19 protein-coding genes are annotated in these 23407 nt (G+C 69.9%); 8 read left to right on the forward strand and 11 right to left on the reverse strand.

Annotated features, from left to right (window positions below):
- Positions 1–4 precede the first annotated feature (4 nt).
- The 4 genes from NLX83_RS32395 to NLX83_RS32410 are packed head-to-tail and all read left to right on the forward strand — an operon-like array spanning position 5 to position 5260.
- Positions 5–1885, forward strand: a complete 1881-nt coding sequence (locus tag NLX83_RS32395) for a hypothetical protein (RefSeq protein ID WP_254239038.1) — start codon at positions 5–7, stop codon at positions 1883–1885.
- Positions 1875–3218 carry a GH1 family beta-glucosidase gene (locus NLX83_RS32400; RefSeq protein ID WP_254239039.1) on the forward strand — a complete coding sequence of 448 codons (1344 nt, stop codon included), beginning with the start codon at positions 1875–1877 and terminating at the stop codon, positions 3216–3218. Before NLX83_RS32395 ends, NLX83_RS32400 begins: the two co-directional genes overlap by 11 nt.
- On the forward strand, positions 3211–4737 hold the full coding sequence (locus NLX83_RS32405) for an FAD-dependent oxidoreductase (protein WP_254239040.1): 1527 nt from the start codon (positions 3211–3213) through the stop codon (positions 4735–4737). The genes NLX83_RS32400 and NLX83_RS32405 overlap by 8 nt, the downstream gene beginning before the upstream one ends.
- Before the next feature lie 49 nt (positions 4738–4786).
- Positions 4787–5260 (forward strand): hypothetical protein, encoded by a 474-nt coding sequence (locus tag NLX83_RS32410; RefSeq protein WP_254239041.1) that lies wholly within the window; start codon positions 4787–4789, stop codon positions 5258–5260.
- 300 nt (positions 5261–5560) lie between these two features.
- Here NLX83_RS32410 and NLX83_RS32415 read toward each other — a convergent pair whose 3' ends face one another.
- Together NLX83_RS32415 and NLX83_RS32420 are read right to left on the reverse strand one after the other, a co-directional pair.
- Entirely contained in the window at positions 5561–6214 is a 654-nt protein-coding gene (locus tag NLX83_RS32415) for a fibronectin type III domain-containing protein (RefSeq protein WP_254239042.1), read from the reverse strand.
- A gap of 66 nt (positions 6215–6280) precedes the next feature.
- Positions 6281–6877, reverse strand: coding sequence for a hypothetical protein (locus NLX83_RS32420; RefSeq protein WP_254239043.1), 597 nt, complete (start codon positions 6875–6877; stop codon positions 6281–6283).
- A 123-nt stretch (positions 6878–7000) separates the two neighbouring features.
- On the opposite strand from NLX83_RS32420, the gene NLX83_RS32425 reads away from it, so the two are divergent.
- On the forward strand, positions 7001–7906 hold the full coding sequence (locus NLX83_RS32425) for an aldo/keto reductase (protein WP_254239044.1): 906 nt from the start codon (positions 7001–7003) through the stop codon (positions 7904–7906).
- Here NLX83_RS32425 and NLX83_RS32430 read toward each other — a convergent pair.
- Positions 7903–9315, reverse strand: a complete 1413-nt coding sequence (locus NLX83_RS32430) for a nitrilase-related carbon-nitrogen hydrolase (protein WP_254239045.1) — start codon at positions 9313–9315, stop codon at positions 7903–7905. The two genes, NLX83_RS32425 and NLX83_RS32430, sit on opposite strands and share 4 nt — an antisense overlap.
- 69 nt (positions 9316–9384) lie before the next feature.
- Positions 9385–9975 carry a DUF4291 domain-containing protein gene (locus NLX83_RS32435; protein WP_254239046.1) on the reverse strand — a complete coding sequence of 197 codons (591 nt, stop codon included), beginning with the start codon at positions 9973–9975 and terminating at the stop codon, positions 9385–9387.
- Between the two features lie 87 nt (positions 9976–10062).
- On the opposite strand from NLX83_RS32435, the gene NLX83_RS32440 reads away from it, so the two are divergent.
- Complete coding sequence (locus tag NLX83_RS32440) at positions 10063–11760, forward strand: MFS transporter (protein ID WP_254239047.1); 1698 nt, start codon at positions 10063–10065, stop codon at positions 11758–11760.
- Here the strand turns inward: NLX83_RS32440 and NLX83_RS32445 are convergent.
- Complete coding sequence (locus tag NLX83_RS32445) at positions 11745–12380, reverse strand: HSP18 transcriptional regulator (RefSeq protein ID WP_254239048.1); 636 nt, start codon at positions 12378–12380, stop codon at positions 11745–11747. The two genes, NLX83_RS32440 and NLX83_RS32445, sit on opposite strands and share 16 nt — an antisense overlap.
- 102 nt (positions 12381–12482) lie before the next feature.
- Between NLX83_RS32445 and NLX83_RS32450 the strand changes: the two genes are divergently transcribed.
- Positions 12483–12914: an Hsp20/alpha crystallin family protein gene (locus NLX83_RS32450; RefSeq protein WP_254239049.1), complete on the forward strand. Its 432-nt coding sequence runs from the start codon at positions 12483–12485 to the stop codon at positions 12912–12914.
- 248 nt (positions 12915–13162) lie between these two features.
- Positions 13163–15526 carry an NB-ARC domain-containing protein gene (locus NLX83_RS32455; protein ID WP_254239050.1) on the forward strand — a complete coding sequence of 788 codons (2364 nt, stop codon included), beginning with the start codon at positions 13163–13165 and terminating at the stop codon, positions 15524–15526.
- 242 nt (positions 15527–15768) lie between these two features.
- Here the strand turns inward: NLX83_RS32455 and NLX83_RS32460 are convergent, their stop codons facing one another.
- The 6 genes from NLX83_RS32460 to NLX83_RS32485 all read right to left on the reverse strand — a co-directional run bounded on the left by NLX83_RS32460 (position 15769) and on the right by NLX83_RS32485 (position 23320).
- Positions 15769–17208, reverse strand: coding sequence for an FAD-binding protein (locus NLX83_RS32460; protein WP_254239051.1), 1440 nt, complete (start codon positions 17206–17208; stop codon positions 15769–15771).
- A gap of 420 nt (positions 17209–17628) precedes the next feature.
- Positions 17629–18636, reverse strand: coding sequence for a sugar phosphate isomerase/epimerase family protein (locus NLX83_RS32465; RefSeq protein WP_254239052.1), 1008 nt, complete (start codon positions 18634–18636; stop codon positions 17629–17631).
- On the reverse strand, positions 18636–19796 hold the full coding sequence (locus NLX83_RS32470; RefSeq protein ID WP_254239053.1) for a Gfo/Idh/MocA family protein: 1161 nt from the start codon (positions 19794–19796) through the stop codon (positions 18636–18638). The genes NLX83_RS32465 and NLX83_RS32470 overlap by 1 nt, the downstream gene beginning before the upstream one ends.
- Positions 19796–20830 carry a substrate-binding domain-containing protein gene (locus NLX83_RS32475; protein ID WP_256564782.1) on the reverse strand — a complete coding sequence of 345 codons (1035 nt, stop codon included), beginning with the start codon at positions 20828–20830 and terminating at the stop codon, positions 19796–19798. Before NLX83_RS32475 ends, NLX83_RS32470 begins: the two co-directional genes overlap by 1 nt.
- Positions 20820–21788 carry an ABC transporter permease gene (locus NLX83_RS32480; RefSeq protein ID WP_254239055.1) on the reverse strand — a complete coding sequence of 323 codons (969 nt, stop codon included), beginning with the start codon at positions 21786–21788 and terminating at the stop codon, positions 20820–20822. Before NLX83_RS32480 ends, NLX83_RS32475 begins: the two co-directional genes overlap by 11 nt.
- The gene (locus NLX83_RS32485) at positions 21785–23320 is read right to left on the reverse strand and encodes a sugar ABC transporter ATP-binding protein (protein ID WP_254239056.1); all 1536 of its coding nucleotides are present in this window, start codon (positions 23318–23320) and stop codon (positions 21785–21787) included. The genes NLX83_RS32480 and NLX83_RS32485 overlap by 4 nt, the downstream gene beginning before the upstream one ends.
- Positions 23321–23407: the final 87 nt, after the last annotated feature.

Consider the following 23407-nt stretch of genomic DNA (forward strand, 5'->3'; position numbering starts at 1 on the left):
TTGTGTGGCAAAGGTTCTCCGCGCGGACGGCGAGGTCGAGACGATCGCGATCACCAGCACCGCCCACGGTCAGGGCGGCGGCTGGTCGATCGAGGGCGAGTCCCCGTCCTTCCTCGCCGTCGCGCGGGCGACCGCCGAGAACGGGAGGCGCTTCGCGGTCCGGCTCGACGTGACCTGCCGGGCCGGGGAACCGGTGGACGCGACGATCCGGGTGGAGCTCGTGCTCGGCCCGACGGACGACCCCGGTTGGTTGGTGCCCGGGGTTTTCTACGGTGAGAACCGGGTCGCCGAGTGCACCGTTCGCTATCCGCGATTCACCACGGACAGTCCCGACCCCGAGTTGCTGGAGTCCGCCGAGTGGAGCCTGCGGGCTGACCGCGCGGCGACTCCGGCGGTGTTCGCCTGGGATCGCAACGGCGGCGCCGCGCTCGTCACGACCGAGCGCTCAGCCGTGGGGCAGGCCGGAATGGGTTTCGCGCTCGACGGCGATCGTCCCGTGCTGCGACTGCACTTCCCGTATCGCGAAGAGCCCGTGGTCTACGACGGCTCTCCGCGGCCGTTGCCCGCAGACTGCCCGTCGTACCGATGGGAGCCCGGTCAGGCGGAGAGCTTGTACTTCGACATCAATCTCCTTGGTAGTGACCGGCATTCCTACACGAACGTGCTGCGCGGTGTGCATGCGCGCACGCCTTCCGAGGTGACGCCTTGGGTGTCCATCGAGGAGGCCGCGGACCTCGCCGCGTGGGGTTTGTACCGGTGGCACTACAAGCCGGACCCGCCGGTGTTGCTGGAGACGGCCGCGTTCGACCGGCACGCGCTGGGCGAACGCGGTGACCGGCAGGCCATGCACGTGTCGTGGATCAGCGGGATTCCGTACGCGTACGCGCTGTTGCGGCACGGTCGGCGGCGCGGCCGGACGGACTACATCGAGGCCGCGGAGGCGGTTCTCGACCACATCGCAGGCAATCTGACCCCGGGTGGGACATTCTGGGGGCAGTGGACGGCAGAGCGGGGCTGGAGTGTCGGCTGGACACCGGAACCGGGCCGCTTGCATGCCAGAACACTCGGTGAGGCAACACTTTTCCTGCTTCGCGCCGTGGTCGACTGCGGCCCTCGGGGGTCATGGGAAAAGGCCGTTCGGTCCAATTTGGACGTTGTCTGTCGCGGTCAGCGAGAGGACGGCGCGCTCGGTGCGGCTTACGAGTCGGCGACCGGCAATGTGCTGAGCTGGACGGGAACCGCCGCGCTCGCGTGGATTCCAGCTTTGATCGAGGCTGCGGCGGCGTGGAACGAGCCGAGCTACCTACGCGCCGCACAGCGGGCGGGCGAGTACTACCTCTCAGCTGTGGAGAGCGAATTCCTTTACGGAGCACCGGAAGACGTCGACCTGGCGCCGAGCTCCGAAGACGGCTATCTGGCGATCATGGCCTATGTGGCGTTGTTCGAGAGCGATGGTGACGCGCGTTGGCTCGCCGCCGCGCGCAGGGCTGCCGACTGGACGTTGACGTTCCGCTACACCTACGACGTCGACTTCCCCGAGCACACCTTGTTGGCGCACTACGGTTTCCGTACTCGCGGAGCCGACCAGGCGTCCCCCGCGAACCAGCATCTGCACTCCTACGGCCTCATCTGCGCACCGGAACTGACGCGGCTGGGCAAGCACCTCGACGACCAGTACTACCTGGAGTCGGCGCGCGAGAACCTGGCGTGCTTCCGGCAGTTCATCGCCCGCTACGACGGGGACTTCAACGCCTACCGGGGCATGGTGAGCGAGCGGTTCTACCAGACAGCCTGCTACCAGCCCAAGGGAATGCTGCTCACACTGTCGCACTCCTGGTGCATCGGGGTGCTTCTCTACGCTTGCGAGGAAGCCCTTGAAGGCTAAACGGTTCCCGGATGGATTCGTGTGGGGCGCATCGACATCCGCCTACCAGATCGAGGGCGCCGTCGACGCGGACGGGCGCGGAGAGTCCATTTGGGACAGGTTCTCCCGCGTGCCCGGAGCCGTGGGCAACGGTGACACCGGAGATCCAGCGTGCGATCACTACAACCGTTGGCGTGACGACGTTTCGCTGATGAGCGAGCTCGGGCTGTCCGGCTATCGCTTCTCGCTGGCGTGGCCGCGGCTGTTCCCGGAGGGCACCGGCAAGCCGCTCCAAGCCGGGATCGACCACTACGACCGGCTCATCGATGCCTTGCTGGAGAAGGGGATCACGCCGCTGGTGACCCTCTACCACTGGGATCTGCCGCAGGCGTTGCAGGACATCGGCGGCTGGCGCAACCGCGAGGTCGTGGAGCGCTTCGCCGACTACGCGTCCACGTGCTTCGATGCGTTCGGCGACCGTGTGAAGGACTGGGTGACGCAGAACGAGCCATGGATCGTCGGAGTGCTCGGTCACCAGCTCGGCATCCACGCGCCGGGGGAGAAGGACCTCCGTGGCACGGTCGTCGCCATGCACCACCTGCTGCTCAGCCACGGCCGGGCGGTCCAGGCGTTGCGCGCCAGTGGGAGTGACGGGCGGGCGGGGGTGGCTTTCAGCCTCTTCCCGCATTACCCGGCGAGCGACCGCCCGGAGGACATCGGGGCGTCCGAGGCGTCCGACGGTTATGTGAACCGGTGGTTCCTCGATCCCGTGCTGCGCGGGAGTTATCCGGAGGACATGCGGCAGCACTACGAACGGCTGATCGGTCCGCTGGACATGATCCGCACCGGGGACCTCGACGTGATCGGTTCGGGCTCGGACTTCATCGGTGTGAACTATTACAGCCCCCGGCTGATGCGCGCGGACCCGGAGCGCGAGCCGTTCGGCTGGGCCGTCGCCGACGTTCCCGAGGGGGAGCCGGTGACCGACGCGGGCTGGCACATCGCGCCTTCCGCGCTCACCGATCTGATGCTGCGCCTGCACAACGACTACGGCGACATCTCGATCGTGATCACCGAGAACGGCGGTGTGTTCAACGACGCCCCGCACGACGCGCGGCGGATCGAGTTCCTGCGTGACCACCTCGACGCCCTGCACAAGGCGATCGAGGCCGGAGTGCCGGTGCGCGGGTACTTCCACTGGTCACTGATGGACAACTTCGAGTGGGCGATGGGATATGCGCCGAGGTTCGGACTGGTGCACGTCGACTACGAGACCCAGGCCAGGACAGTCAAGGACAGCGGCCGGTACTACGCCCAGATCGCTCGCACGAATGAACTGCCCGCCGATGAGTGACACGGAACTGCTCGTCTACCGCGCGACCGCGGCCGGGGTCACCGCGGCCGTTTCCGCCGCACGGCAAGGTGTTCAGGTCACCGTCGTGGAGCCCGGCCACAACGTCGGCGGCATGGTGTCCGGCGGCCTGGGCTACACCGACCTCGGGGATGCCCGGGTCCTCGGCGGCATGGCGAAGGAGTTCGCAGTCGGCGTCGCGGAGTACTACGACGTTGCGCTCGGCCACTACGCGGGACCGGAACCCCATGTGGCCGAACGGATTCTCACCGGCTGGCTCGACCGTGCCGGGATCACCGTGGTGTTCGGCGTCTCGCTCGTCGCGGTGTCCACTGTGGACGGCAAGATCACCTCGGTGACGGGCTCGAACGGAACCGTCTACCGCGCGGGCGTTTTCGTCGACGCGAGCTACGAGGGCGATCTGCTCGCCATGGCGGGCGTGAGCTACCGCGTCGGCCGAGAAGACCGCGAGCTGTACGGCGAAACCTATGCGGGGCGCCGAGAACCGGCTCCCGGCAAGCACGAGTTCCCGCCTTACCTGTGGCCTTTCGACTCCAACGGTCAGCTGTCCCCGTTCATCCACGACGCTCCCACCGTCGATGTGGGCGAGGGCGACGGCGGAGTGATGGCGTACGGCTACCGTGTGTGTCTCAGCAGCTCGTCGGACCGCATCCCGTTCGCGCGGCGTGACGGTTACCGCGAGGCGGACTGGGATCTCGGTCGGCGATACTTCGCTTTGCTTGAGCGCCAAGGCATTGAGATCGACGCGGGCTCGGTTCTCGGCCTGCTCCCGAACCTTCCCGGCGGCAAGTGCGACGGGAACTCCATCGGTCCGTTCTCGCTGAACCTCCTCGACGGCAGCAACTGGGCCTACCCGGACGCTGAACCCGTTGAGCGGGAACGCATTCGACAGCGCCACCGCGACTACACCCAGGACTTCCTGCACTTCGTCAGCTCCGATCCGGAAGTGCCGCGGCGCGTGCGCGACGGGATGGCGAAGTGGGGGCTGCCCGCCGACGAGTTCGCGACGACCGGCGGACTGCCGCACCAGCTCTACGTCCGCGAGGCCCGACGGATGCTCGGCGAGTACGTGCTGACCGAGCACGACCTGCTGCCCGGTCCGGTGCCGAAGTACGACTCGGTCGCGATGGGCTCGTACCACATCGACATCCGCGAGGTCCGCCGCACTTGGCGCTGGCTGCACGAACACCCCGACCCGATCCCGTCGGTGTACAACGAGGGATACCTCTCGGTTGCGGTGCGGCCGTACCAGATCCCGTACCGCAGCATCGTGCCGCGCTTCGCCGAGTGCTCCAACCTGATCGTGCCAGTGTGCATCAGCGCGTCGCACGTGGCGTTCAGCTCGGTGCGCATGGAGGTGCAGTACCAGATGCTCGGCCACGCGGCGGGCTTGGCGGCCTCGCTCGCTCTCGCCGGAGACCGCGCGGTGCAGCGGGTGGACATCGGCGAGCTGCAGACCCGGTTGGCTGACGACGGGCAGATCCTGGCCACCCCGCAGTAGGGTGGGTGCAACCGGGTTCCACCTTCGTTCCGTCTGGACTGTCATGCGCATGTTCTCGCTCGTGCTCGCCGGAATCGCACTGCTCACCGCCTGCGGGGAGAGCGGACCGGCCGCCGCCGCCTGCCCCGAGATCGCCGCGCGCGCCGGTATCGGCATCGACATCGAGCCGCCGCTGGCCGCGAAGGTCGCCAAGGCGTCGCTGAACGGCACCGACGTTCACCTCGACGAGTCGACCAGGGCCGAGCCGGGCGACTGCGCGGGCAAGAAGCCGGAGGACACCTGCAAGGCCACGATGGTGCCCACCGGCGCCAAGAACGGCTTCCTGGACATGACCGGCCTGAAGCTGGAGCCGACCCGGGTCAGCGTCCGGCTCACCGACTCCGCGGGTGCGGTGCTCGTCGAGAAGGACATCGAGATCACGCCGAAGCAGGTTTTCCCGCACGGCAAGCCCGAGTGCGGCGGCGCTCAGCCCCAGGCGGGTGTGATCGTCGCGGCCGACGGCACCCTCCGCGCCCGCCCCTGACCGCTCAGGCGTAGTACGACAGGAACATGTCCCCCCGAACCGCAGGCCAGGGCTCGTCCTCCAAGTCATCCAAGCGCCCCGCGCATCACGTAAACTGTGCTCATGCGCCCCAACCACCTCCGCACCCAACGTGAGGCGGCCGCAACCTAGAGATCTCCCGTTTCGTACTCATAACGGGCAAGAGAGCGCTCCCAAATCCCGGCAAGAGTACGAAACGGAAGAACGCCGATCGCTTGGCGCTGGATGAGGGGTAAGCACGGGTGGTGTCACGACCGCTGCTGGCCGTATACGGGGCAGGGACTAAGCGCCAGTCACCAAGTGCACGATGTTCGACGGCGAACCGTAGAAGTACGCGCGCACCCGGTAAGCGGCCACCTTCTCCTCCGGCAACGTGATCAACCCGAACGAGTTGACGTCCGGATCCAGCACCGCCGCCACGCGGTACTCCGCAGCCCCCGCCGCGCGCACCTCGATCAGGTACCCCGCCTCGTCCGACGCGTTGTCCGTCCACGTGAACCGAATCCCGTTGGCGTGCATCACTGTTGCGCGCACATCCGTTGGCTGAGCGGCTTCCGAGCGCACGGGATGCTTCCGTGGAGCACCGGGGAGCGTCTGCGGTGGAGCCCAGGAATGATCAGCGGTCTCGTCGAACTCGCCGGGCGGGAGCGCGAGGTCGAGCGGCGCGGAAGCGGGGCCGTGGACGGAACGCAGCCGGTAGTAGAAAGGTGTCTTGGGCATCAGATCGGGATGGGTGAACGTGGTCTGCCCAGGTGGCGCGAAGTGGAGGACGGTGTAGGCGCCTTCGCGCTCGGTCGCGAATTCGAGGACCCGCGTGGTGGAGCCGCCGCGCCACTCCAGGGCGATGTCGTTGGGGGAGAGCATCTTCGCGCTCAGCGACGTTCCCCCACCGGAGCACCCCGTGAGCAGAAGCAGGGCAAGGAGAACTCGCAGCATGGGTACACCCGCATCATGGCCGGGCGGTGGTCCCGTGAGGGCAACGGGACCACCGCGGGGGAGGGACTACTTGCGCCAGAAGCCGATGCTGCTCCAGGTCACCGTGGCCGGGCCGTTGCCGCTGTTGGTGCGGTACGCGCCGAACTTGTCGTAGAAGCTGCCGCCCGGACTGGAAGTCCTGTGCCGCAACGAACCGTTGATGTACGTCCGGTGCTCGCTGCCGACCTGGTGCACGGTGTTGACCCGCACCGTGGTGCCGACCGTCGCGCCGCTGGCGACCGTGGCGCCACCGTGCACGGCGTAGAGCCTGCCGCCGCGTTCGACGGCGAGCATGAAGAACGGGCCGCTGGCGGACTCGTGGAACGTCTGCTTGAGGCTGATCCGGGTGCCACCCATGCTGGTGATCCGGAACGAACCCTCGAACTGGCGGGTGCCGCCGGTGTAGGTCGCGTAGCGCCGTTCGGCGCGCTGGTCACCGCTCGCGGTCGAACAGCTCAGCGTGAAGGTGAGGTTGCTGACGGAGCCACAACCCCTTTCCTGCACGGTGAACGAGGGCGAGTGGGACGTCCAGCCGCCCGGCTCGACCTCGGCGCCCGCGGTGCCGGGCGCGAGCAGCAGCAGTCCGCCGACGAGCGCGGCCCCGGTCAGTGCGCGTGGCCTCATCGCCATCACCAAACCTCCGGTGTGAAGCAGGGATTCGCGGCGGTCCGGCAAGGGTGACAGCCAATCGCGGATGTGACAAGGATTCACATATGTGTGCGGCGCGGGGCGGCCTAGGCTGGGCCCATGCCCGTCGACCGGATCGGACTCGGCCTGGCCGCCCTCGGCCGCCCCGCGTACATCAACCTCGGCCGCGAGGACGCCCTGCCGCGCGACCGCACCGTCGACGCGATGCGGCGGGCCTGCTGGCAGGTGCTCGACGCCGCCTACGGGCGCGGAGTCCGCTGGGTGGACGCGGCGCGCTCGTACGGCCGCTCCGAGGAGTTCCTCGCGGGCTGGCTGGCCGACCGCGAGATCACCGACGTGACCGTGTCGAGCAAGTGGGGCTACGCCTACGTCGCGGACTGGCGTCCGGACGCCGAGGTGCACGAGGTGAAGGAGCACTCGCTCGCCCGCTTCACCGACCAGTGGGCGCAAACCCGAGCGCTGCTTGGCAAACAGGTCTCCTACTACCAGGTCCACTCGCTCACCCCGGACAGCCCGCTGTTCACCGATCGCGCGTTGCTGGAAGCACTCGCCGCGCTCGCGGAGTCCGGTGTCCGCGTGGGGTTCTCCACATCCGGTCCCGCGCAGGCGGAAACCGTGGATCGAGCCCTCGCGCTGGACGTGTTCACCGTCGTCCAGTCCACTTGGAACGTTCTCGAACCCTCCGCAGGGCCCGCCCTGAAGCAGGCCCATGACGCCGGAGCGCACGTGCTGCTCAAGGAAACCGTGGCCAACGGCAGGCTCATCGCGAACCCGCCCGCCAGGATCGCCGAGCTGGCGAAGCGCCACAGTGTCGGTCCTGACGCCATCGCGATCGCGGCGGCGCTGGCCCAGCCGTGGGCGGACACGGTGCTCAGCGGCGCCGCGAGCACCACGCAGCTCGACGCCAACCTCCGCGCGCTCGACGTCGTCCTGGACGGGCTGGAGGACTTCGCCGAACCCGCGACGGAGTACTGGGCGACGCGGTCCCGACTCGCCTGGAACTAAGGCCTCCGCGGTAGCCAAAGACCAAGAGCCGCAAGGGCGAGGCAGAGCCAGGCGAACCAGTCGCCGAACCTGGTGTAGGGCGTGGCGCCGGGACCTGTGGGGATGTCGGCCACGACCGTGGTGAACGGTGCCGGGCCACCTGTCCGCGCGTCGGCCAGCACCCGGCCCCAGCCGTCGGAGACCATCACGGTGCCGGTCCGGGCGGACCAGACCACGGCCTGCCCGTTCTCCATGCCCCGCAACAGAGCTGTACGGCTGTGCTGCCAGCCGTTGTCGTTCTCATCCGAAGCGGGGATCGCCAGGAGCCGGGTGCCCGCCGCGGCGTAGGTCCGGCTGGGCTGGGGGAAGTTGACGTCCAAGCAGATCTCCACACCGGCCTGGGTACTGGTGGTCACGAGTTCGCGGCCGGGCGGGCTGACCTTGTCGTGGTGTTTGAGGTACTTCATCGGAGTGCCACCCGTGGCGGGGAAGACGAGGGCGTAGTTGTACTTGATCTTCCCTTCCCAGTGGGCGAAGCCCACCACGACATCCATCCCGCGAGCCTTGGCGACCCGGCTCATCGGCTCGAAGAGGACGGCGGGGGCGGCCTCGTGCGACCCGAACGACGCCTCGGGCAGCACGACTGTCCTGACTCCGTCGGGAAGATCGGAGATCTGGTCCGCGTACGCGGCGGCCAGATCACGGGCGGCCGGTGTGGCGAGGTCGGGAGCCCATCCCTTCTGGTTGGTGGCGATGGCGGCCACGCGGTGCGTGGTCGTCCCGCCGCTGTCGTCGGCCAGCCGCAGTGCTCCCGCCCCCACCGCGAGCGCGAGCAGGGTCGCGGCAGCGGCAGCGGCGCGCATTCGCCCGGCGAGCCGCACTTCGGACGACAGCAGCGCCGCGATGGTGGAAGGCACGAGCATGAGGAGGAACTCGACTCCCCACATCCCCGTCACCGCCGCGGTCTGCATCACCAGGGGCACGTCGCTTTGGTGGGTGACGAACGTTCCCATCAGGCCCATGGGATTGGACACCGACACCACGTAGAGCGCCCCGGTCCAGACGGCCGAGCCCGTGACGACGGCGAGCAACGCGTTCCCCCGGCGGAGCTGGAGGCGGAAAGCCAAGACGGAGAACATGAACACCAGCGACATGCCCACGTTCATCACAACGCCCACCGGCCACATGGGAGTGTCGTGCGAACCCAGCTGGAAGGACCAGCTGTTGGCGGTGCTCAGCAGATAGGCGAGAAACGCGAGACCGGCCGCCGCCTTGCCGGAGACCCGCGGCGCCACCAGCAGCACCGGCAACGGAGCCAGCCAGGTGAGCGCGGCGACCGGAGTGAACCCGGTGCCGAAGTACAGCAGGACCGCCGAGCACAGCAGGGCACCCGCCGCGGGTAGAGCCTTCCGGCCGTGGTCGATGTCCATGCGTCTCCACCTGTCTCGCGAACGTATACGACGTATACCACGTTGTATACGTTGTAGACGCCGGATGACTTATAGGTCGCACCCTAGGTGGCTCACCGCGACCGGATACGGCGTTTCGACCGGGAGGAGCTCACGCGCCGCATCGTGATCACCTTGTCGCACAAGGCCGTGCACGCGATGGACGAGATCGGTGACGTCCGTGATCGAGACGAGCCATTCATCGGCGTAGCGCCGCGCGGCCTCCCCGCCGAGGCCGAGTTGCAGTGAGCGGTGCGGAAGCGGGTTCAGCCCGAGGTCGCGCTCCGGGTCCCACTGGACGCGGGCGTGCGCGCGCCGGAGCTGCCGCTTCCAGTCGGCCTGGTCGTCGTGCAGGCCGTGCTGGTAGTGGGACAGGCAGGCGTGTTCGAGCGCCCATTCGAAACCCTCGCGCGTGATCTCCACGGCGAGCACGGTTTCCTGCCCCTCCTTGGTGCCCCAGCCGCAGCGGTACATCATCCAGAGGAACGACGGCTTGATCCACGTCATCCGATCCCGTTTCCAGGCCGGGGGAAAGCGTCCGTCCCGCGCGGCGGGCAGCCCGATCAGCGGCGAGTACGCCTGGTAGACGGTGATCGTCGACGGCGTGTGCGCCGCGCGGACCTGGTAGCGGGGCTCCGGCATGGTGATCAGGGTGATGCCGCGCGGCCCGGGTGTGCCAGCGATTTTCCCCGGGTAGTCACGACTGGTACCGGAAGACGGGAGCGAGCCGTGGCCGAAGAGACCGTGAAGACCGACGTGCCCGCGCGGATGGACCGGCTGCCCTGGGCGAAGTGGCACTGGACCGTGGTGCTCGGCCTGGGCACGGTGTGGGTCCTCGACGGGCTGGAAGTGACGATCGTCGGAGCGCTGGGGGAGCGGCTCACCGACCCCGAGAGCGGTCTGCACCTGACCGAGGCCGAGGTCGGCATCGCGGCGTCGTTCTACGTGCTCGGCGCCGTGCTGGGCTCGCTGTTCTTCGGCTACCTCACCGACCGGCTCGGCCGGAAACGGTTGTTCCTGCTGACCCTGGCGCTCTACCTGGTCGCCACGGTGCTCACCGCGTTCTCCTTCAGCGCGTGGTGGTTCTTCCTGATGCGCTTCCTCACCGGAGCCGGTGTCGGCGGCGAGTACGCGGCGATCAACTCGGCCATCGACGAGCTGGTGCCGGCGCGGGTCAGGGGCCGGGTGGACCTCATCGTCAACGGCTCGTACTGGCTCGGCGCGGCCGTGGGCGCGGCGCTCACACTCGTGCTGCTCGACCCGCGACTGTTCGCATTGGACATCGGCTGGCGGGTGGCGTTCGCGCTCGGAGCGGTGCTCGGCGTCGGAATCCTGTTGGTGCGCCGCAATGTTCCGGAGAGCCCGCGGTGGCTGTTCACCCATGGGCGGGCCGACGAGGCGGACAAGCTCGTTGGTGAGATCGAGCGCCAGGTGGAGGAGCAGACCGGCCGCAAGCTGGAGCCGGTGACCGAGCGCATCGAGGTGCGGCAGCGCGGCACGATCGGCTTCGGCACCGTGGGCAAGGTGCTCGTCAAGACCTATCCGAAACGCACCCTGCTCGGCGTCGGACTCTTTGTGGGGCAAGCGTTTCTCTACAACGCCGTCTACTTCACGCAGGCGCTGGTGCTCAGCCGGTTCTTCGGCATCTCCGGTGCGACGGTCGGCGGGTACCTCGTGCCGCTGGCCGTGGGCAGCCTGGTCGGCCCGCTGGTGCTGGGCAAGCTCTTCGACACCGTGGGCCGCCGCACGATGATCTCCGTCTGCTACCTCGGATCGGGTGTGCTGCTGGTCGGCACGGGGCTGCTCTTCCAACAGGGGCTGCTCACCGAGACGACGCTGACGATCGCCTGGACGGCCGTGTTCTTCCTCGCCTCGGCCGGGGCGAGCGCCGCCTACCTCACCGTCTCGGAGATCTTCCCCCTGGAGATCCGGGCGATGGCGATCGCGCTGTTCTACTCCGTCGGCACCGGCCTCGGCGGCGTGATCGGCCCCGCGCTGTTCGGCGCGCTGGTCGAGACCGGGGACCCGGCCGCCGTCGCGATCGGCTACTACATCGGCGCGGCCGTGATGATGCTCGGCGGTGTCGTGGAGATCGTGCTGGGCGTGGAGGCGGCGCAGCGCTCGCTCGAAGACATCGCGAGCCCCTTGTCGGCGAGCACACCCCGTGTTTCCAGCAAGGCCGCCACCCGTTCCGGCTACGCGCCGTTGCCCGGCACCTCCGACTACCCCTCGGCGAGCCCCGATGACCAGCGGGAGGTCGAGGCGATCATCACCGCGCTCCAGCACGAGCCGTTGACCAGGGCGGAACTGCGCGCGCGGCTCGGCGCCGTCCAGTGGGGGCCGGGGCGGTTCGCCGCCGCGTTGCGCCAGGCCGTCGCGGACGGGGACGTCGTGGAGCTCGGGCGCGGTCGCTACCGCTCGCGCTGAGCCCCGCGGAGCCGGTCGGTGCGCTGGGTGAGCTCGGTGATCTCCCGCGCCAGCAACGGATGCGTCTTGTGCAGGTGCGCCGCCGCGTCTGCCAACGGGCCCAGCAGCGCGGCGCTGTTGTTGGAGCCCAACGCATCGCGCACCTCACCGACGTGCTTCCTCGCGGCGCCGGTGAGCCCGCTCAGCCCGGCCACCCGCCCGCTGAGGCCGCGCAGCTCGGCCGCGTTCTCCTCGGCCCACGCGTGCACGGCGCGCTCACCGGCCCGCCGGTCCCGCTCGGCGCGGACCCGCCGTTCGCCGGTGCTCTCCGGGTCCTCGACGCCCTCGGTGCGCAGCCGCAGGTAGCGGCGCTCGGCCGCCTGCCTGCTCGCCACGCCGAGCGCGGGAGCCAGGCGCACCCAGCTCGTCCCGCCCTCGCGTGCCGCGGTGATCAGCCGGGGCTCCCACGCGGCCAGTTCCTCGCGCAGCCCACGCAGCAGCGTCAGTGCCGCCAGCACCTCCTCGGCCGACGCCGCACCGTCGCCGGTCACCGATCGGACCAGCTCAATGGCCTGTGCCACCGGGTCCGGCGATGCTGTCGCGCGGGCCGAGAGCGCGTCGCGCGCGGCCTCCTCGTCCATGCTTGTCGTCCTTCCGTTGACATCAGGACTTGTCATCTTTGTGATGACATGTTAGAACGGAGATGCGCGTTGACGCCAGACAACGACCAGGAGGTGGAACAGATGTTGATGCGCACCGATGCGTTCCGGGAGTTCGACCGGCTCGCCCAGCAGGTCTTCACGGGGACCTGGTCGCGCCCGGCCGCCATGCCGATGGACGCCTACCGCGAGGGCGACACCTTCGTCGTCGCCTTCGACCTGCCCGGCGTCGCCGCCGAGGCCATCGAGCTGAACGTGGAGCGCAACGTCCTCACCGTCAAGGCCGAGCGGCGCCCGGTGACGGGCACGGACAAGGTCGAGATGCAGGTCGCGGAGCGCCCCCTCGGCGTGTTCTCCCGCCAGCTCTTCCTCGGCGACACCCTCGACGCCGAGCGCATCGACGCCAGTTACGACGCGGGCGTGCTGACCTTGCGCATCCCCGTGGCGGAAAGGGCCAAGCCGCGCCGCATCGAGATCAGCGCGGGCGGTGCGGAGCCCAGGCGGATCAACGCCTGATCCGCGCCGCTCCCAGCCTCCGGCCGGTCGCCGGAGACGTCTAGGATTCCTCGCGTGGCCGCCGTGCGGGTCACCCATCGGCGTGATCCGCCGCGCCACGCCCCACCGGAAACCCCGGAGGGACCGATGACCGCCGGACATGCTCTAGTTTGCTCGCGGGCGCGCAGCCGCCCGTCAGCAAGACGCCGTCTCGACAGCGAGGAATCGATGACCTGCTGGGCCAAGGGCACCCTGGACGAGGCAGGCACGTGAGCGGCCTCCGCCAGCGCGGGGTGCCGGCCGCGGTCAACAGCTTCGTCGGCCGCGACGAGGTCCTGACCGAGGTCAGGGAGAAGCTCGCGGGCAACGCCCGGCTGGTCACCATCGCCGGGACCGCGGGCGTCGGCAAGACCCGCCTGGCCGAGGAGATCGCCCGCGTCGAGTTCGACGCCGGGAGCTACCCGGACGGGGTGCACCTGATGCGCCTGGGCGACCTCGCCGACGCCGATCTGCTCGCGCAGACCGTCGCCGGCGAGCTCGGCCTGCGCGACCAGTCCACCCGGCCGTCGCTGGACCTGCTGATCGAGCACCTGCAGACCCGGGACATGTTGCTGGTGCTGGACAACTGCGAGCACCTGGCCGACGCCGCGGCCGAGCTGGTCGGCACCCTGCTGCTGTCCTCGCCGCGGCTGCGGGTGCTGGCCACCAGCAGGCAGTGGCTGGACCTGGCCGCCGAGCACGTGATCGCGCTGAAACCGCTGGCGTTCCCGGACATGCAGCTGGAGCACCCGGTGGACTCGCTTGGCGAGTACGACGCGGTGCGGCTGCTGATCGACCGCGCCGACGCTGACGGCGTCGCCATCGACCGGGACACCATCGTCGACGCCGCGAAGCTGTGCCAGCGGCTGGACGGCATCCCGCTGGCGATCGAGCTGGCGGCGCGGCTGCTCATCGCCCAGTCGCTGCCGGAGGTGCTCAACCGGCTGGAGAAGCTGAGCCCGCGCGCGGCGAGCGGCACCCGGCTAGCCCGCAACCGGCGGCGCACCCTGGAGGACGCGCTCAGCCTGAGCTACAGCCTGTGCGGACCGGACGAGAAGCGGCTCTGGGCGCGGATCTCGGTCTTCGCGGGCGGGTTCGACTGGCTGGCCGCCGAGGAGGTGTGCATCGGCGAGGGCATCCAGCGCGACGACATCCTGCCGCTGCTGGCCGACCTCATCCGCAAGTCGATCATCACCACCGAGATGCAGGACGGCCGGACCCGCTACCGGGTGCTGGACTCGGTGCGGCAGTTCGGCGCGCGGCGGCTGGCCGAGTCCAACGAGGAGCAGGCGCTGCGGCAGCGGCACTTCGACCACTACCGCAGGATGGCCGCGGCCGACGCCCAGGAGTGGTTCGGCCCGCGCGAGGTGGAGCTGCTGGTCCGCTCCTGGCGCGAGCTGCCCAACCTGCGCGCCGCGATCGACTTCTGCCTGGACACGCTCGGCGAGGTCGACGCCTCCGCCGAGATCGCGATGAACCTGGCCCGGCTGCGCACCTGGTTCTTCGCGGGCAGCCTCGGCGACGCCCGCAAGTGGCTGGACAACGCGCTGCGCGAGCAGACGAGCGGTTCGGCGAACGCGCTGAGCGTGAACACCCTCGCGATGGGCTGTTGGATGAGCATCATCGAGGGCAACCGGGGGCGCGCGGAGATCCTGATGCGCCGCTGCGACGCCCAGGTCGAGGAGCTGCTCGGCCCGCTCTCCGGCAAGCGGCAGCTGTTCGAGCTGGCCCCGCCCGCCGCGCTGTGGGCCAAGGGCAGCTACGCGTTCCTGATCGACTGCGACACCGCCTCGCTGGAGGTGCTGACCGCGGCGCGGGACCGCTTCCACGCCGACGGCAACCCCGGTGACGCGCACATGGCGGCGCTGTTCCTGGCGATGGGCTCGGCCTTCATCGGCGACTCGCGGGAGGAGGCGCAGCAGGCCACCGCGGCGCTGCGCGAGGAGGCCGAGACCGCGGGCGCGCAGTGGGCGATCACCTGGGCGGTGTGGGCGCAGGGGGTGGCCGAGCTGGTGCACGGCGACCCGTCCAACGCCGTCTCGCTGTTCCGCACCGCGCTGCGGGAGCAGTACGCCATCGGTGACCGGTGGGGTCCGGTGTGGGCGGTCGAGGCGCTCGGGTGGACGGCCGGTGCGCTGGGCGACCACCGCAAGGCGGCCCGGCTGCTCGGGGCCGCCGCCCGGTTGCAGACCCAGACCGGCGTGACCATCTCGGGCCTGACCCCGTTGGGCGAGCGCCGGGTCATCGCCGAGCGGGCGGCGCGCGAGGCGCTGGCCCCCGAGGACTACGCGGCGGCGTACAACACGGGGCGGGACAAGGACTTCGACCAGATCGTGGCGATGGCGCTGAGCGAGGACGAGGTCGACGCGGCGGGCAACACCGCCGCCGGGAACGCCGAGTCGGTGCTGAGCAAGAGCGTGCTGGCCACCGCGCGGCTGATCGCGCAGGGCCTGACCAACAGCGAGATCGCCGCCCGACGCAACCTCTCGGTGCGCACCATCGAGGACCACGTGAACATCGCCAACGCCCGGCTCCGGGTGAACAACCGGGTCAAGATCGGCAACTGGGTCCGCGAGCACGACCGCCAGCACTGAACCTCAGCACTGGACCCCAAACACTGGACCTCAGTACTGAACCCCAACACTGAGCCCCGAGTCGCGCCGCCCCACGTGTCACCACTCCACCTTGCGCCCGCGGGGTTGTGGCGTCTTCAAGTACCACCGACCCCGGCCCAGGACATCGTCAACCGCCCCCAACCCCCATCCCCGGACGAGGTCGGGGGCGGTTGACGACCGTTCTGGGTGGGGTTCGGGGGTCTTGAAGACCTCCGAACCGCCTAGCCGAAGATGCCGGCGCCGGTGCCGAGGATGCCCTCCGGGTCGTAGCGCTTCTTCGCGGTGAGCACGTCCAGCCAGCTCACGCCGTAGTGCTCGCGCCACTCGCGCTGGCCGAACTCGGTCGTGCCGAGCGGGTAGTGCACCCCGCCGAGCGCGCGGGCCCGCGCCCACAGGCGGCGGTTGCGGGCCAGCATCCGCTCGGTGAAGCCCCGGCCCGGATGCGCGGGCGCCACGGTGAGCAGGTCGAACAGCCACACCAGCTCGGTGTCCGCCGGAATACGCAGCCGGGGGCAGCCGAACGCCCGCGCCCGGTGCGGCATGAGCATCACGAAGCCCTGCGGTCCCCAGTCCTCGCGGGTCAGCGCGGGCACCACGGCGCCGACGTGCTCGGCCACCGTCTCGTCCGGCAGCAGCACGTCGTGCCTCGGCTTGACCCGGTCGTCCCAGCCGCGTTCGCGGAAGTCGTCGATCAGCGTGTCGAACTCGGAGATGTGGTCGAGGTAGGTCTCGTCGACCGCCATCGGCGCGGACACCCCGTCCGGCAGGTCGCGCAGCGTGTGCTCGCGCTCCGGCGGGATGCCGTCGTGGAAGACCTGCACGCGCACCTGGTAGAGCGGGGGAGAGGCCGGGGTCGGCGGCACCACCATGGCGAAGACGCCGTCGATCTCGTCGCGCTCGATCAGCGTCCGCATCGCGGTCAGCGCGGGGTCCGGGTCGGCGTAGTGCAGCAGGTAGGTCCGCGCTCGCTCGGGCGCGGGCAGCAGGCGCAGCCGGACCCGGGTGATGATCCCGCACTGGCCGAGCCCGCCGAGCACCGCGTCGAAGAGGTCCGGGCGCAGGCCGGGCGCGCACCACAGGCGCTCACCGGTCCCGGTGACCACCTCGACCGCGAGCACCTGGTCGACGAGGCCGCCGGAGCGGAAGTTCGGGCCGAACCCGCCCACGGACAGGGTGCCGCCGAGGGTGAGCCGGAGGTAGCCGGGCAGGCACTCGGCCCGGCGGCCGCGCTGCGCGGCGAGGTAGGCGACCGAGCGCCAGGACGCGCCCGCGTCCGCCTCCAGCCAGTCGGTGGTGATCTGGTGCACCTCGGTCAGCGCGGTCATGTCGATCACCAGGCCGCCGTCGACGAGGGACTGGCCGCCGGTGGTGTGCGCCTCACCGCGCGCGGTGACCGGGATGTCCAGCCGGTGGCAGTAGCGCACCATCTCCTGGACGTCGTCGACGGAGGCGGGCACGAGCACGGCGGCGGGGGTCGCGGCGACGATGTTGCCGGTGTCGCGGCCGTAGCGGGTCAGCGTGGCGGGGTCGGTCAGCAGCCGCCCGGAGAGTTCGGGCAGCGGCACCAGTCCGCCTGCGTGCGAGTCGACCGTCCACTGCCGACCGGAACGGTCGAACCCGGCGATCGGCCGGTGGGCGGTGAGCGTCATCGCGCGGTTCATTGCCTTGTTCCTTCCCGGCCTTACCCTCCCGGCTCCGGCCCCGGGCGCGCCGATCGCGGGCGCCAGGCTGGTCTGACCGAGCCGAGGAGTCCTGCAGAGGCGGCTCAGCTTCACAAACGGGCGGCACGGGACACCACCGTGCACGCACGGGATCTGCGCACGGGCAGGTGAGAACAGGTACGGGAGAGTGTTCGGGCGGTAGCTGCCAGTGACCGCAGTGGACGGTGGGCGCCGTCCTGACCTGCTCGGATGGACCGCCGATCGGGGAGCGCAACCCTCGAAGGCGGCACTGTGGACAGACGCGCCGGGTTCACGCCACCGGGTGACTAGCGCTCCCTTGGCACGGGCCGCTGGGGGCGTCTTCAAGACCACCGAACCGCATCCGCACGGGGACGGGGGTTGGTGGTACTTGACGACCGGCTAACGCTCGGTGCTGAATGCGGCGTCGAAGGATGCCGATGGGGGGTCGAACGTTAGGGAACGGACAAATCGGACGGCCTCGGCGGCGCCGATGAGGCGGTCCATGCCCGCGTCCTCCCACTCGATGGAGATCGGTCCGGTGTAGCCGATCGCGGTGAGCGTGCGGAAGCAGTCCTCCCACGGCACATCGCCGTGCCCGGTGGAGACGAAGTCCCAGCCGCGCCTGGGATCGGCCCACGGCAGGTGCGAGGACAGCCTGCCGTTGCGGCCGTTGCCGACGCGCATCCGGGTGTCCTTGCAGTCCACGTGGTAGATGCGATCGCGGAAGTCCCACAGGAAGCCGACCGGGTCGATGTCCTGCCACACCATGTGGCTGGGGTCCCAGTTCAGGCCGAACGCCGCGCGGTGCCCGACCGCCTCCAGCGCCGCGACGGTCGACCAGTAGTCGTAGGCGATCTCGCCGGGGTGCACCTCGTGGGCGAAGCGCACGCCCACCTCGTCGAAGACGTCCAGGATCGGGTTCCACCGCCGCGCGAAGTCGGCGTAGCCCTCCTCGATCACCGACGCGGGCACCGGCGGGAACATCGCCAGGTAGGGCCAGATCGACGAGCCGGTGAACCCGACGACGGTGTCCACGCCGAGCGCCCGCGCCGCCCGCGCGGTGTCCATCAGCTCGGCCGCGGCGCGCTGCCGGACCGCCTCCGCCTCGCCGTCGCCCCAGACCCGCGCGGACAGGATCGCCTTGTGCCGGAAGTCGATCGGGCTGTCGCAGACCGCCTGCCCGGTGAGGTGGTTGGAGATCGCGAAGACCTGAAGACCGTGCCTGTCCAGGATGCGCCTCCGATCGTCCACATAGGACTTGTCGGCGACCGCGCGCTCCACGTCGAAGTGGTCGCCGGAGCAGGCGATCTCCAGGCCGTCGTAGCCCCAGGAGGCGGCGAGCACGCAGACTTCCTCGAAGGGCAGGTCCGCCCACTGGCCGGTGAACAGGGTGATCGCGCGGGGCATCAGCTCGCTCCTACTCGGCTGCCGGTGATGGGGGTCCAGCGGCTCTCGTCGGCCGCGCTCGCCTGCACCGCGTCCAGAACCCGTTGCACCCCAAGGCCTTCCGCGAAGCTCGGGGTGGGCTGCCGGTCGTGCGCGATGGCGTGCAGCAGATCGTGCGCCTGGTGGGTGAAGGCGTGCTCGTAGCCGAGTCCGTGCCCCGGCGGCCACCAGCCCGCCAGGTACGGGTGGTCCGGCTCGGTCACCACCACCCTGCGGTACCCGGCATCGGCCGGATCGGCGGTGCTGTCGTGCCACCAGAGCACGTTCATGTCCTCGAAGTCGAACGCGAGTCCGCCCTCGGTCCCGTTGATCTCCAGCCGGATCGCGTTCTTCCTGCCGGTGGCGAACCTGGTCGCCTCGAAGGTGGCCAGCGCGCCGCCGCTGAGCCTGCCGAGGAACACCGCCGCGTCGTCCACGGTGACCTCGCCGAAGCCGCCCGCCGGGATCGGGCGCTGCCGGACGAAGGTCTCCATCAGCGCGCTGACCCCGGTGAGCCGCTCCCCGGTCAGGTGCTGGACCAGGTCGATGATGTGCGCGCCGATGTCGCCGAGCGCGCCGGAGCCCGCCTTTTCCTTGCGCAGCCGCCAGGACAGCGGTGCGTCCGCGTCGGTCAGCCAGTCCTGGAGGTACTGCGCGCGCACGTGCCGGATGCAGCCGAGCCGCCCCTCCCACAACCACTTCGCGGCGAGCGCGATCGCGGGCACCCGCCGATAGGTGAAGCCGACCGTGGCGTACACACCCCTCGCCAGCGCGCGCTCCGCGGCCTCCGCCATCGCCTCGGCCTCGGCGACCGTGTTCGCCAACGGCTTCTCGCACAGGACGTGCTTGCCCGCCTCCAGCGCGGCGATGGCGATCTCCGCGTGGGTGTCGCCCGGTGAACAGATGTCGATCAGGTCGATGTCCTCGCGCGCAACGAGCTCGCGCCAGTCGCCGGTCACCTCGCCCCAGCCGAAGCGGCGCGCCAGCTCCCGTGCTTTCTCGGTGTCCCGTCCGCACACGGCGGCCAGTTCCGGGGTGATCGGCGGTTCGAAGAAGCTGCGCGCGTTGCGCCAGCCCTGGGAGTGCGCCACACCCATGAAGGCGTAGCCCACCATGCCGATCCGCAGTGGCCTGCCCGGCATCAGGACTCGAATCCCAGCGGCAGGTACTTGTCCACATTGGACGAAGTGACCACGGGCGCGTTGAGCACGATGCGGCGCGGCACCTCGACCTGGAGCAGGTCGGACAGACCCTTCTGCTGCACCAGCAGGCGCGCCAGGCGGATGCCGTCCGCGGCCTGGGTGGGTGGGTAGATCACGGTGGCGGTCATCTGGCCCGCCTTGATCCAGCGCATCGCGTTCGCCGAGCCCGCGCCGCCGATGAAGGAGAACTCCGCGCGCTTCGCGGCGTCGAAGGCGGCCTTCACCCCGACCCCCTGGTCGTCGTCGTGGTTCCACACGATGTCCAGCTTCGGCGCTGCCTGCAACAGGTTCGCCGCGGCAGCCTCCCCGGACTCCACGGTGAACTGGGCGGCGACCCTGCGGTCCACGGTCTGCTGGCAGCCCTTGAGCGCGTCGGCGAACCCGCGCGAACGGTCCTGGGTGAGCGGCAGCGCGTCGATGCCCGCGATCTCCGCGATCACCGGGTCGGCGATCTTCTTGTCCTTGACGAGCTGGCAAGCGTAGGTCCCGGCCGAGACGCCCATGCCGTAGTTGTCGCCGAGGATCGTGGTGCGCGCGGCGAAGGAGCTGGAGAACTCGCGGTCGACGTTGACCACTGTGATCCCGGCCTGCATCGCTTTGGTGGCAACGCTTGTCAGCGCGGCGCCGTCGGTGGGCAGCAGCACGATCGCGTCGACCTTGTCGTTGATGAAGGTCTCGATGTGGCTGATCTGCATGCTGGCGTCGTTGGTGCCCTCGGCAACGCGCAGCGTCACGTCGGAGTACTTCTTTGCTTCTGCGGTGGCGAAGTTGTTGATGGCCGCGAGCCAGCCGTGGTCGGCTGCCGGGCCGGAGAAGCCGATGGTGACCTTCTTGCCGGGCCCATCGTTGGGGCTCGCGGCGTTGCCGCCACCGGCTCCGGGAGCGGGTCCGCTGGGGGTGTTCGAGGTGCACGCGGTGAGGGCGAGACTTGCCACCGCGGCGGCCGTCGCTAACCGAAAAGCCTTACCTGGCATGGGATTCTCCAGCTCTGTTGGCCAGCCGCTGCTGGAGCAGGACCGCGACGACGATGATCACGCCCTTCGCCACGGCCTGCGTCGAGGTGTCGAGGTTGTTGAGGGTGAAGACGTTGGTCAGCGTGGTGAAGATCAGCACGCCGAGCACCGTGCCGACCACGGTGCCGCGGCCGCCGCTGAGCAGCGTGCCGCCGATGACCACCGCGGCGATCGCGTCCAGCTCGTAGAGCCCGCCGTGGGTGGAGGTCCCGGTGGTGGTGCGCGCCATCAGCATCACGGCGGCGATCCCGCACGCGAGGCCGAGCAGCACGTAGAGCAGCGTGGTGTGCCTGGCGACCTTCAACCCGGCCAGCCGCGCGGCCTCCGGGTTGCCGCCGATCGCCAGCGTCCGCCTGCCGAAGGTGGTGCGGTTCAACAGCACCCAGCCGCCCGCGGCCACGAGCGCGAACACCAGCACCAGCACGGGAACGCCGAGCACGGAGCCGCCGAAGAACTCGACGAAGCCCTGGTCGCGGACGATCTGCGTGCGACGGTTGGCGATGATCTCCGCGAGCCCGCGGGCCCCGGCCAGCATCGCCAGGGTCACGATGAACGGCGCGATCTTCCCGTACGCCACCAGCAGTCCGTTGACCAGGCCGCATCCGGCTCCGACCAAGAGCGCGCAGCCGACCATGACGATCCAGTGGAAGTCCTCGGCCATCGACTGCGTGGCGAGGGTGGTCGCCCACACCGACGACAGCGCCACGATCGCGCCCACCGACAGGTCGATCCCGCCGCCGGTGATCACGAACGTCATGCCGACGCTCACCACGCCGATCACCGATGCCAGCCGCAGCACGGTGAGCAGGTTGTCCACGCTGGCGAAGCGCTCGCCCGCGGTGGCCGCGCCGACCACGCACAGCAGGCCGAGCGCGATCACCAGCCCCAGCGTCCGGTTGGCCTTCGATCCGGAGGTCATGCGGCGGCTCCTCGCAGCACGATGTCGAGCACGTCGTGTTCGGTCAGTTCGTCGGCGGGGGCCTCGTGCAGCACACGGCCCTCGCCGACGACGAGCACCCGGTCGGCGAGGCCGAGGACCTCCTCGATCTCGCTGGACACCACGACCACGGCCACCCCTCGACGGGCGAGGTCGCGCACCAGCGCGTAGATCTCCGACCGGGCGCCCACGTCGACGCCTCTGGTGGGTTCGTCCAGCAGCAGCACCCGGCACTCCCGCAGCAACCACCGCGCGAGCACCACCTTCTGCTGGTTGCCACCGGAGAGCGTGCGCACCTCACGGTCCACATCGGACGGACGGACGTCGAGCGCGGCCACCAGCTCCTCCGCGGCCGCGCGCTCGGCGGCGAAGTCGAGGAAACCGGCGCGGTTCAGCGTCGCCATGGTGATGTTGTGGCTGACCGGGTCGCCGAGCACCAGCGCCTGGCTCTTGCGCTCCTCCGGGCACAGGCCCAGTCCGGCGGCGACAGCGGCGGGAACCGAGCCGGGCCGCAGGAGCTTGCCGTCGACCAGAACCGTGCCGCTGGTGGCTCTCCGGGCTCCGTAGACGGTTTCGACGATTTCCGAGCGACCCGAGCCGACGAGGCCCGCCAGCCCGACGATCTCGCCCGGCCGCACGCTCAGGTCGATGTCCTGGAACGAGCCTTCGAGCGACAGTCCCTGGACGTCGAGCACCGGGTCGGCGTCGGTGATCTCCCTGGTGCGCGGCGGAAAGACGTACTCGATCGCGCGCCCGGTCATCATCCGGACGATGTTCTTGGTCGGGGTGCTCGCCACGTCGAGGCCGCCCGCCACGGTGCGGCCGTCCTTGAGCACGGTGACCCGGTCGCCGATCTCGCGGATCTCCTCAAGGCGGTGCGAGATGTAGATGATCGCGACGCCCTGCGCGGTCAGCTCGCGGACCACGGTGAAGAGCCGTTCGACCTCCCGCTGGTCGAGCACGGCCGACGGCTCGTCGAGCACCAGCAGACTCGCGTCGTGGGAGAGCGCGCGGGCCATGCTGACGATCTGCCGCTCCGCCGCGGAGAGCCCGCCGACCTCGGCGCCGGGCCGGATCTCCGGGTGCCCGAGCCTGGTCAGCAGCGCGATGGTGGCTCGCGCGGTTCGGCCCCGCCGGGTGAAGCCGAACCGCGCGTGCTCATGGCCCAGGTGGATGTTGTCCGCCACCGACAGGCCGTCCACCAGGTCGAGTTCCTGGGGGAGCGTCGCGACGCCCAGCCGGGTCGCGGCCTGCGGATCGGTGAGCGTGACGGGCTCGCCACGCCAGCGGATCTCGCCCGCGTCCGGCCGGTGCGCCCCGGCGATGACCTTGATCAGCGTGGACTTGCCCGCGCCGTTCTGTCCCAGCAGGCAGTGCACCTCCCCTGGACGGACCCCCAGTTCGACTCCGTCCAAGGCGCGCACCCCGGGGAACAGCTTGACGATTCCCCGCATCCCCAGCAGCTCGCTGTGCCAGTGCCCCTCCTGGCAGGAAGCTGCTGTGTCCTGAGTCATACGGCAGACCGTAAGCAGGCTTATGACGACGGTCAAGCAAAAGTTTGGGATCAGTTGTTCAAAAGTCCAGCTCGGTGAAACCGAAGT

The sequence above is a fragment of the Allokutzneria sp. A3M-2-11 16 genome, assembly GCF_024213555.1.
GTDB lineage: Bacteria > Actinomycetota > Actinomycetes > Mycobacteriales > Pseudonocardiaceae > Allokutzneria.

Excerpts from the sequence above, each read along its gene's own strand:
- NLX83_RS32405 (WP_254239040.1), top strand. The coding sequence starts at position 3,211 with ATGAGTGACACGGAACTGCTCGTCTACCGCGCGACCGCGGCCGGGGTC.
- NLX83_RS32410 (WP_254239041.1), top strand. The coding sequence starts at position 4,787 with ATGTTCTCGCTCGTGCTCGCCGGAATCGCACTGCTCACCGCCTGCGGG.
- NLX83_RS32415 (WP_254239042.1), bottom strand. The coding sequence starts at position 6,214 with ATGCTGCGAGTTCTCCTTGCCCTGCTTCTGCTCACGGGGTGCTCCGGT.
- NLX83_RS32420 (WP_254239043.1), bottom strand. The coding sequence starts at position 6,877 with ATGAGGCCACGCGCACTGACCGGGGCCGCGCTCGTCGGCGGACTGCTG.
- NLX83_RS32425 (WP_254239044.1), top strand. The coding sequence starts at position 7,001 with ATGCCCGTCGACCGGATCGGACTCGGCCTGGCCGCCCTCGGCCGCCCC.
- NLX83_RS32430 (WP_254239045.1), bottom strand. The coding sequence starts at position 9,315 with ATGGACATCGACCACGGCCGGAAGGCTCTACCCGCGGCGGGTGCCCTG.
- NLX83_RS32435 (WP_254239046.1), bottom strand. The coding sequence starts at position 9,975 with ATGCCGGAGCCCCGCTACCAGGTCCGCGCGGCGCACACGCCGTCGACG.
- NLX83_RS32445 (WP_254239048.1), bottom strand. The coding sequence starts at position 12,380 with ATGGACGAGGAGGCCGCGCGCGACGCGCTCTCGGCCCGCGCGACAGCA.
- NLX83_RS32450 (WP_254239049.1), top strand. The coding sequence starts at position 12,483 with ATGTTGATGCGCACCGATGCGTTCCGGGAGTTCGACCGGCTCGCCCAG.
- NLX83_RS32460 (WP_254239051.1), bottom strand. The coding sequence starts at position 17,208 with ATGAACCGCGCGATGACGCTCACCGCCCACCGGCCGATCGCCGGGTTC.
- NLX83_RS32465 (WP_254239052.1), bottom strand. The coding sequence starts at position 18,636 with ATGCCCCGCGCGATCACCCTGTTCACCGGCCAGTGGGCGGACCTGCCC.
- NLX83_RS32470 (WP_254239053.1), bottom strand. The coding sequence starts at position 19,796 with ATGCCGGGCAGGCCACTGCGGATCGGCATGGTGGGCTACGCCTTCATG.
- NLX83_RS32475 (WP_256564782.1), bottom strand. The coding sequence starts at position 20,830 with ATGCCAGGTAAGGCTTTTCGGTTAGCGACGGCCGCCGCGGTGGCAAGT.
- NLX83_RS32480 (WP_254239055.1), bottom strand. The coding sequence starts at position 21,788 with ATGACCTCCGGATCGAAGGCCAACCGGACGCTGGGGCTGGTGATCGCG.
- NLX83_RS32485 (WP_254239056.1), bottom strand. The coding sequence starts at position 23,320 with ATGACTCAGGACACAGCAGCTTCCTGCCAGGAGGGGCACTGGCACAGC.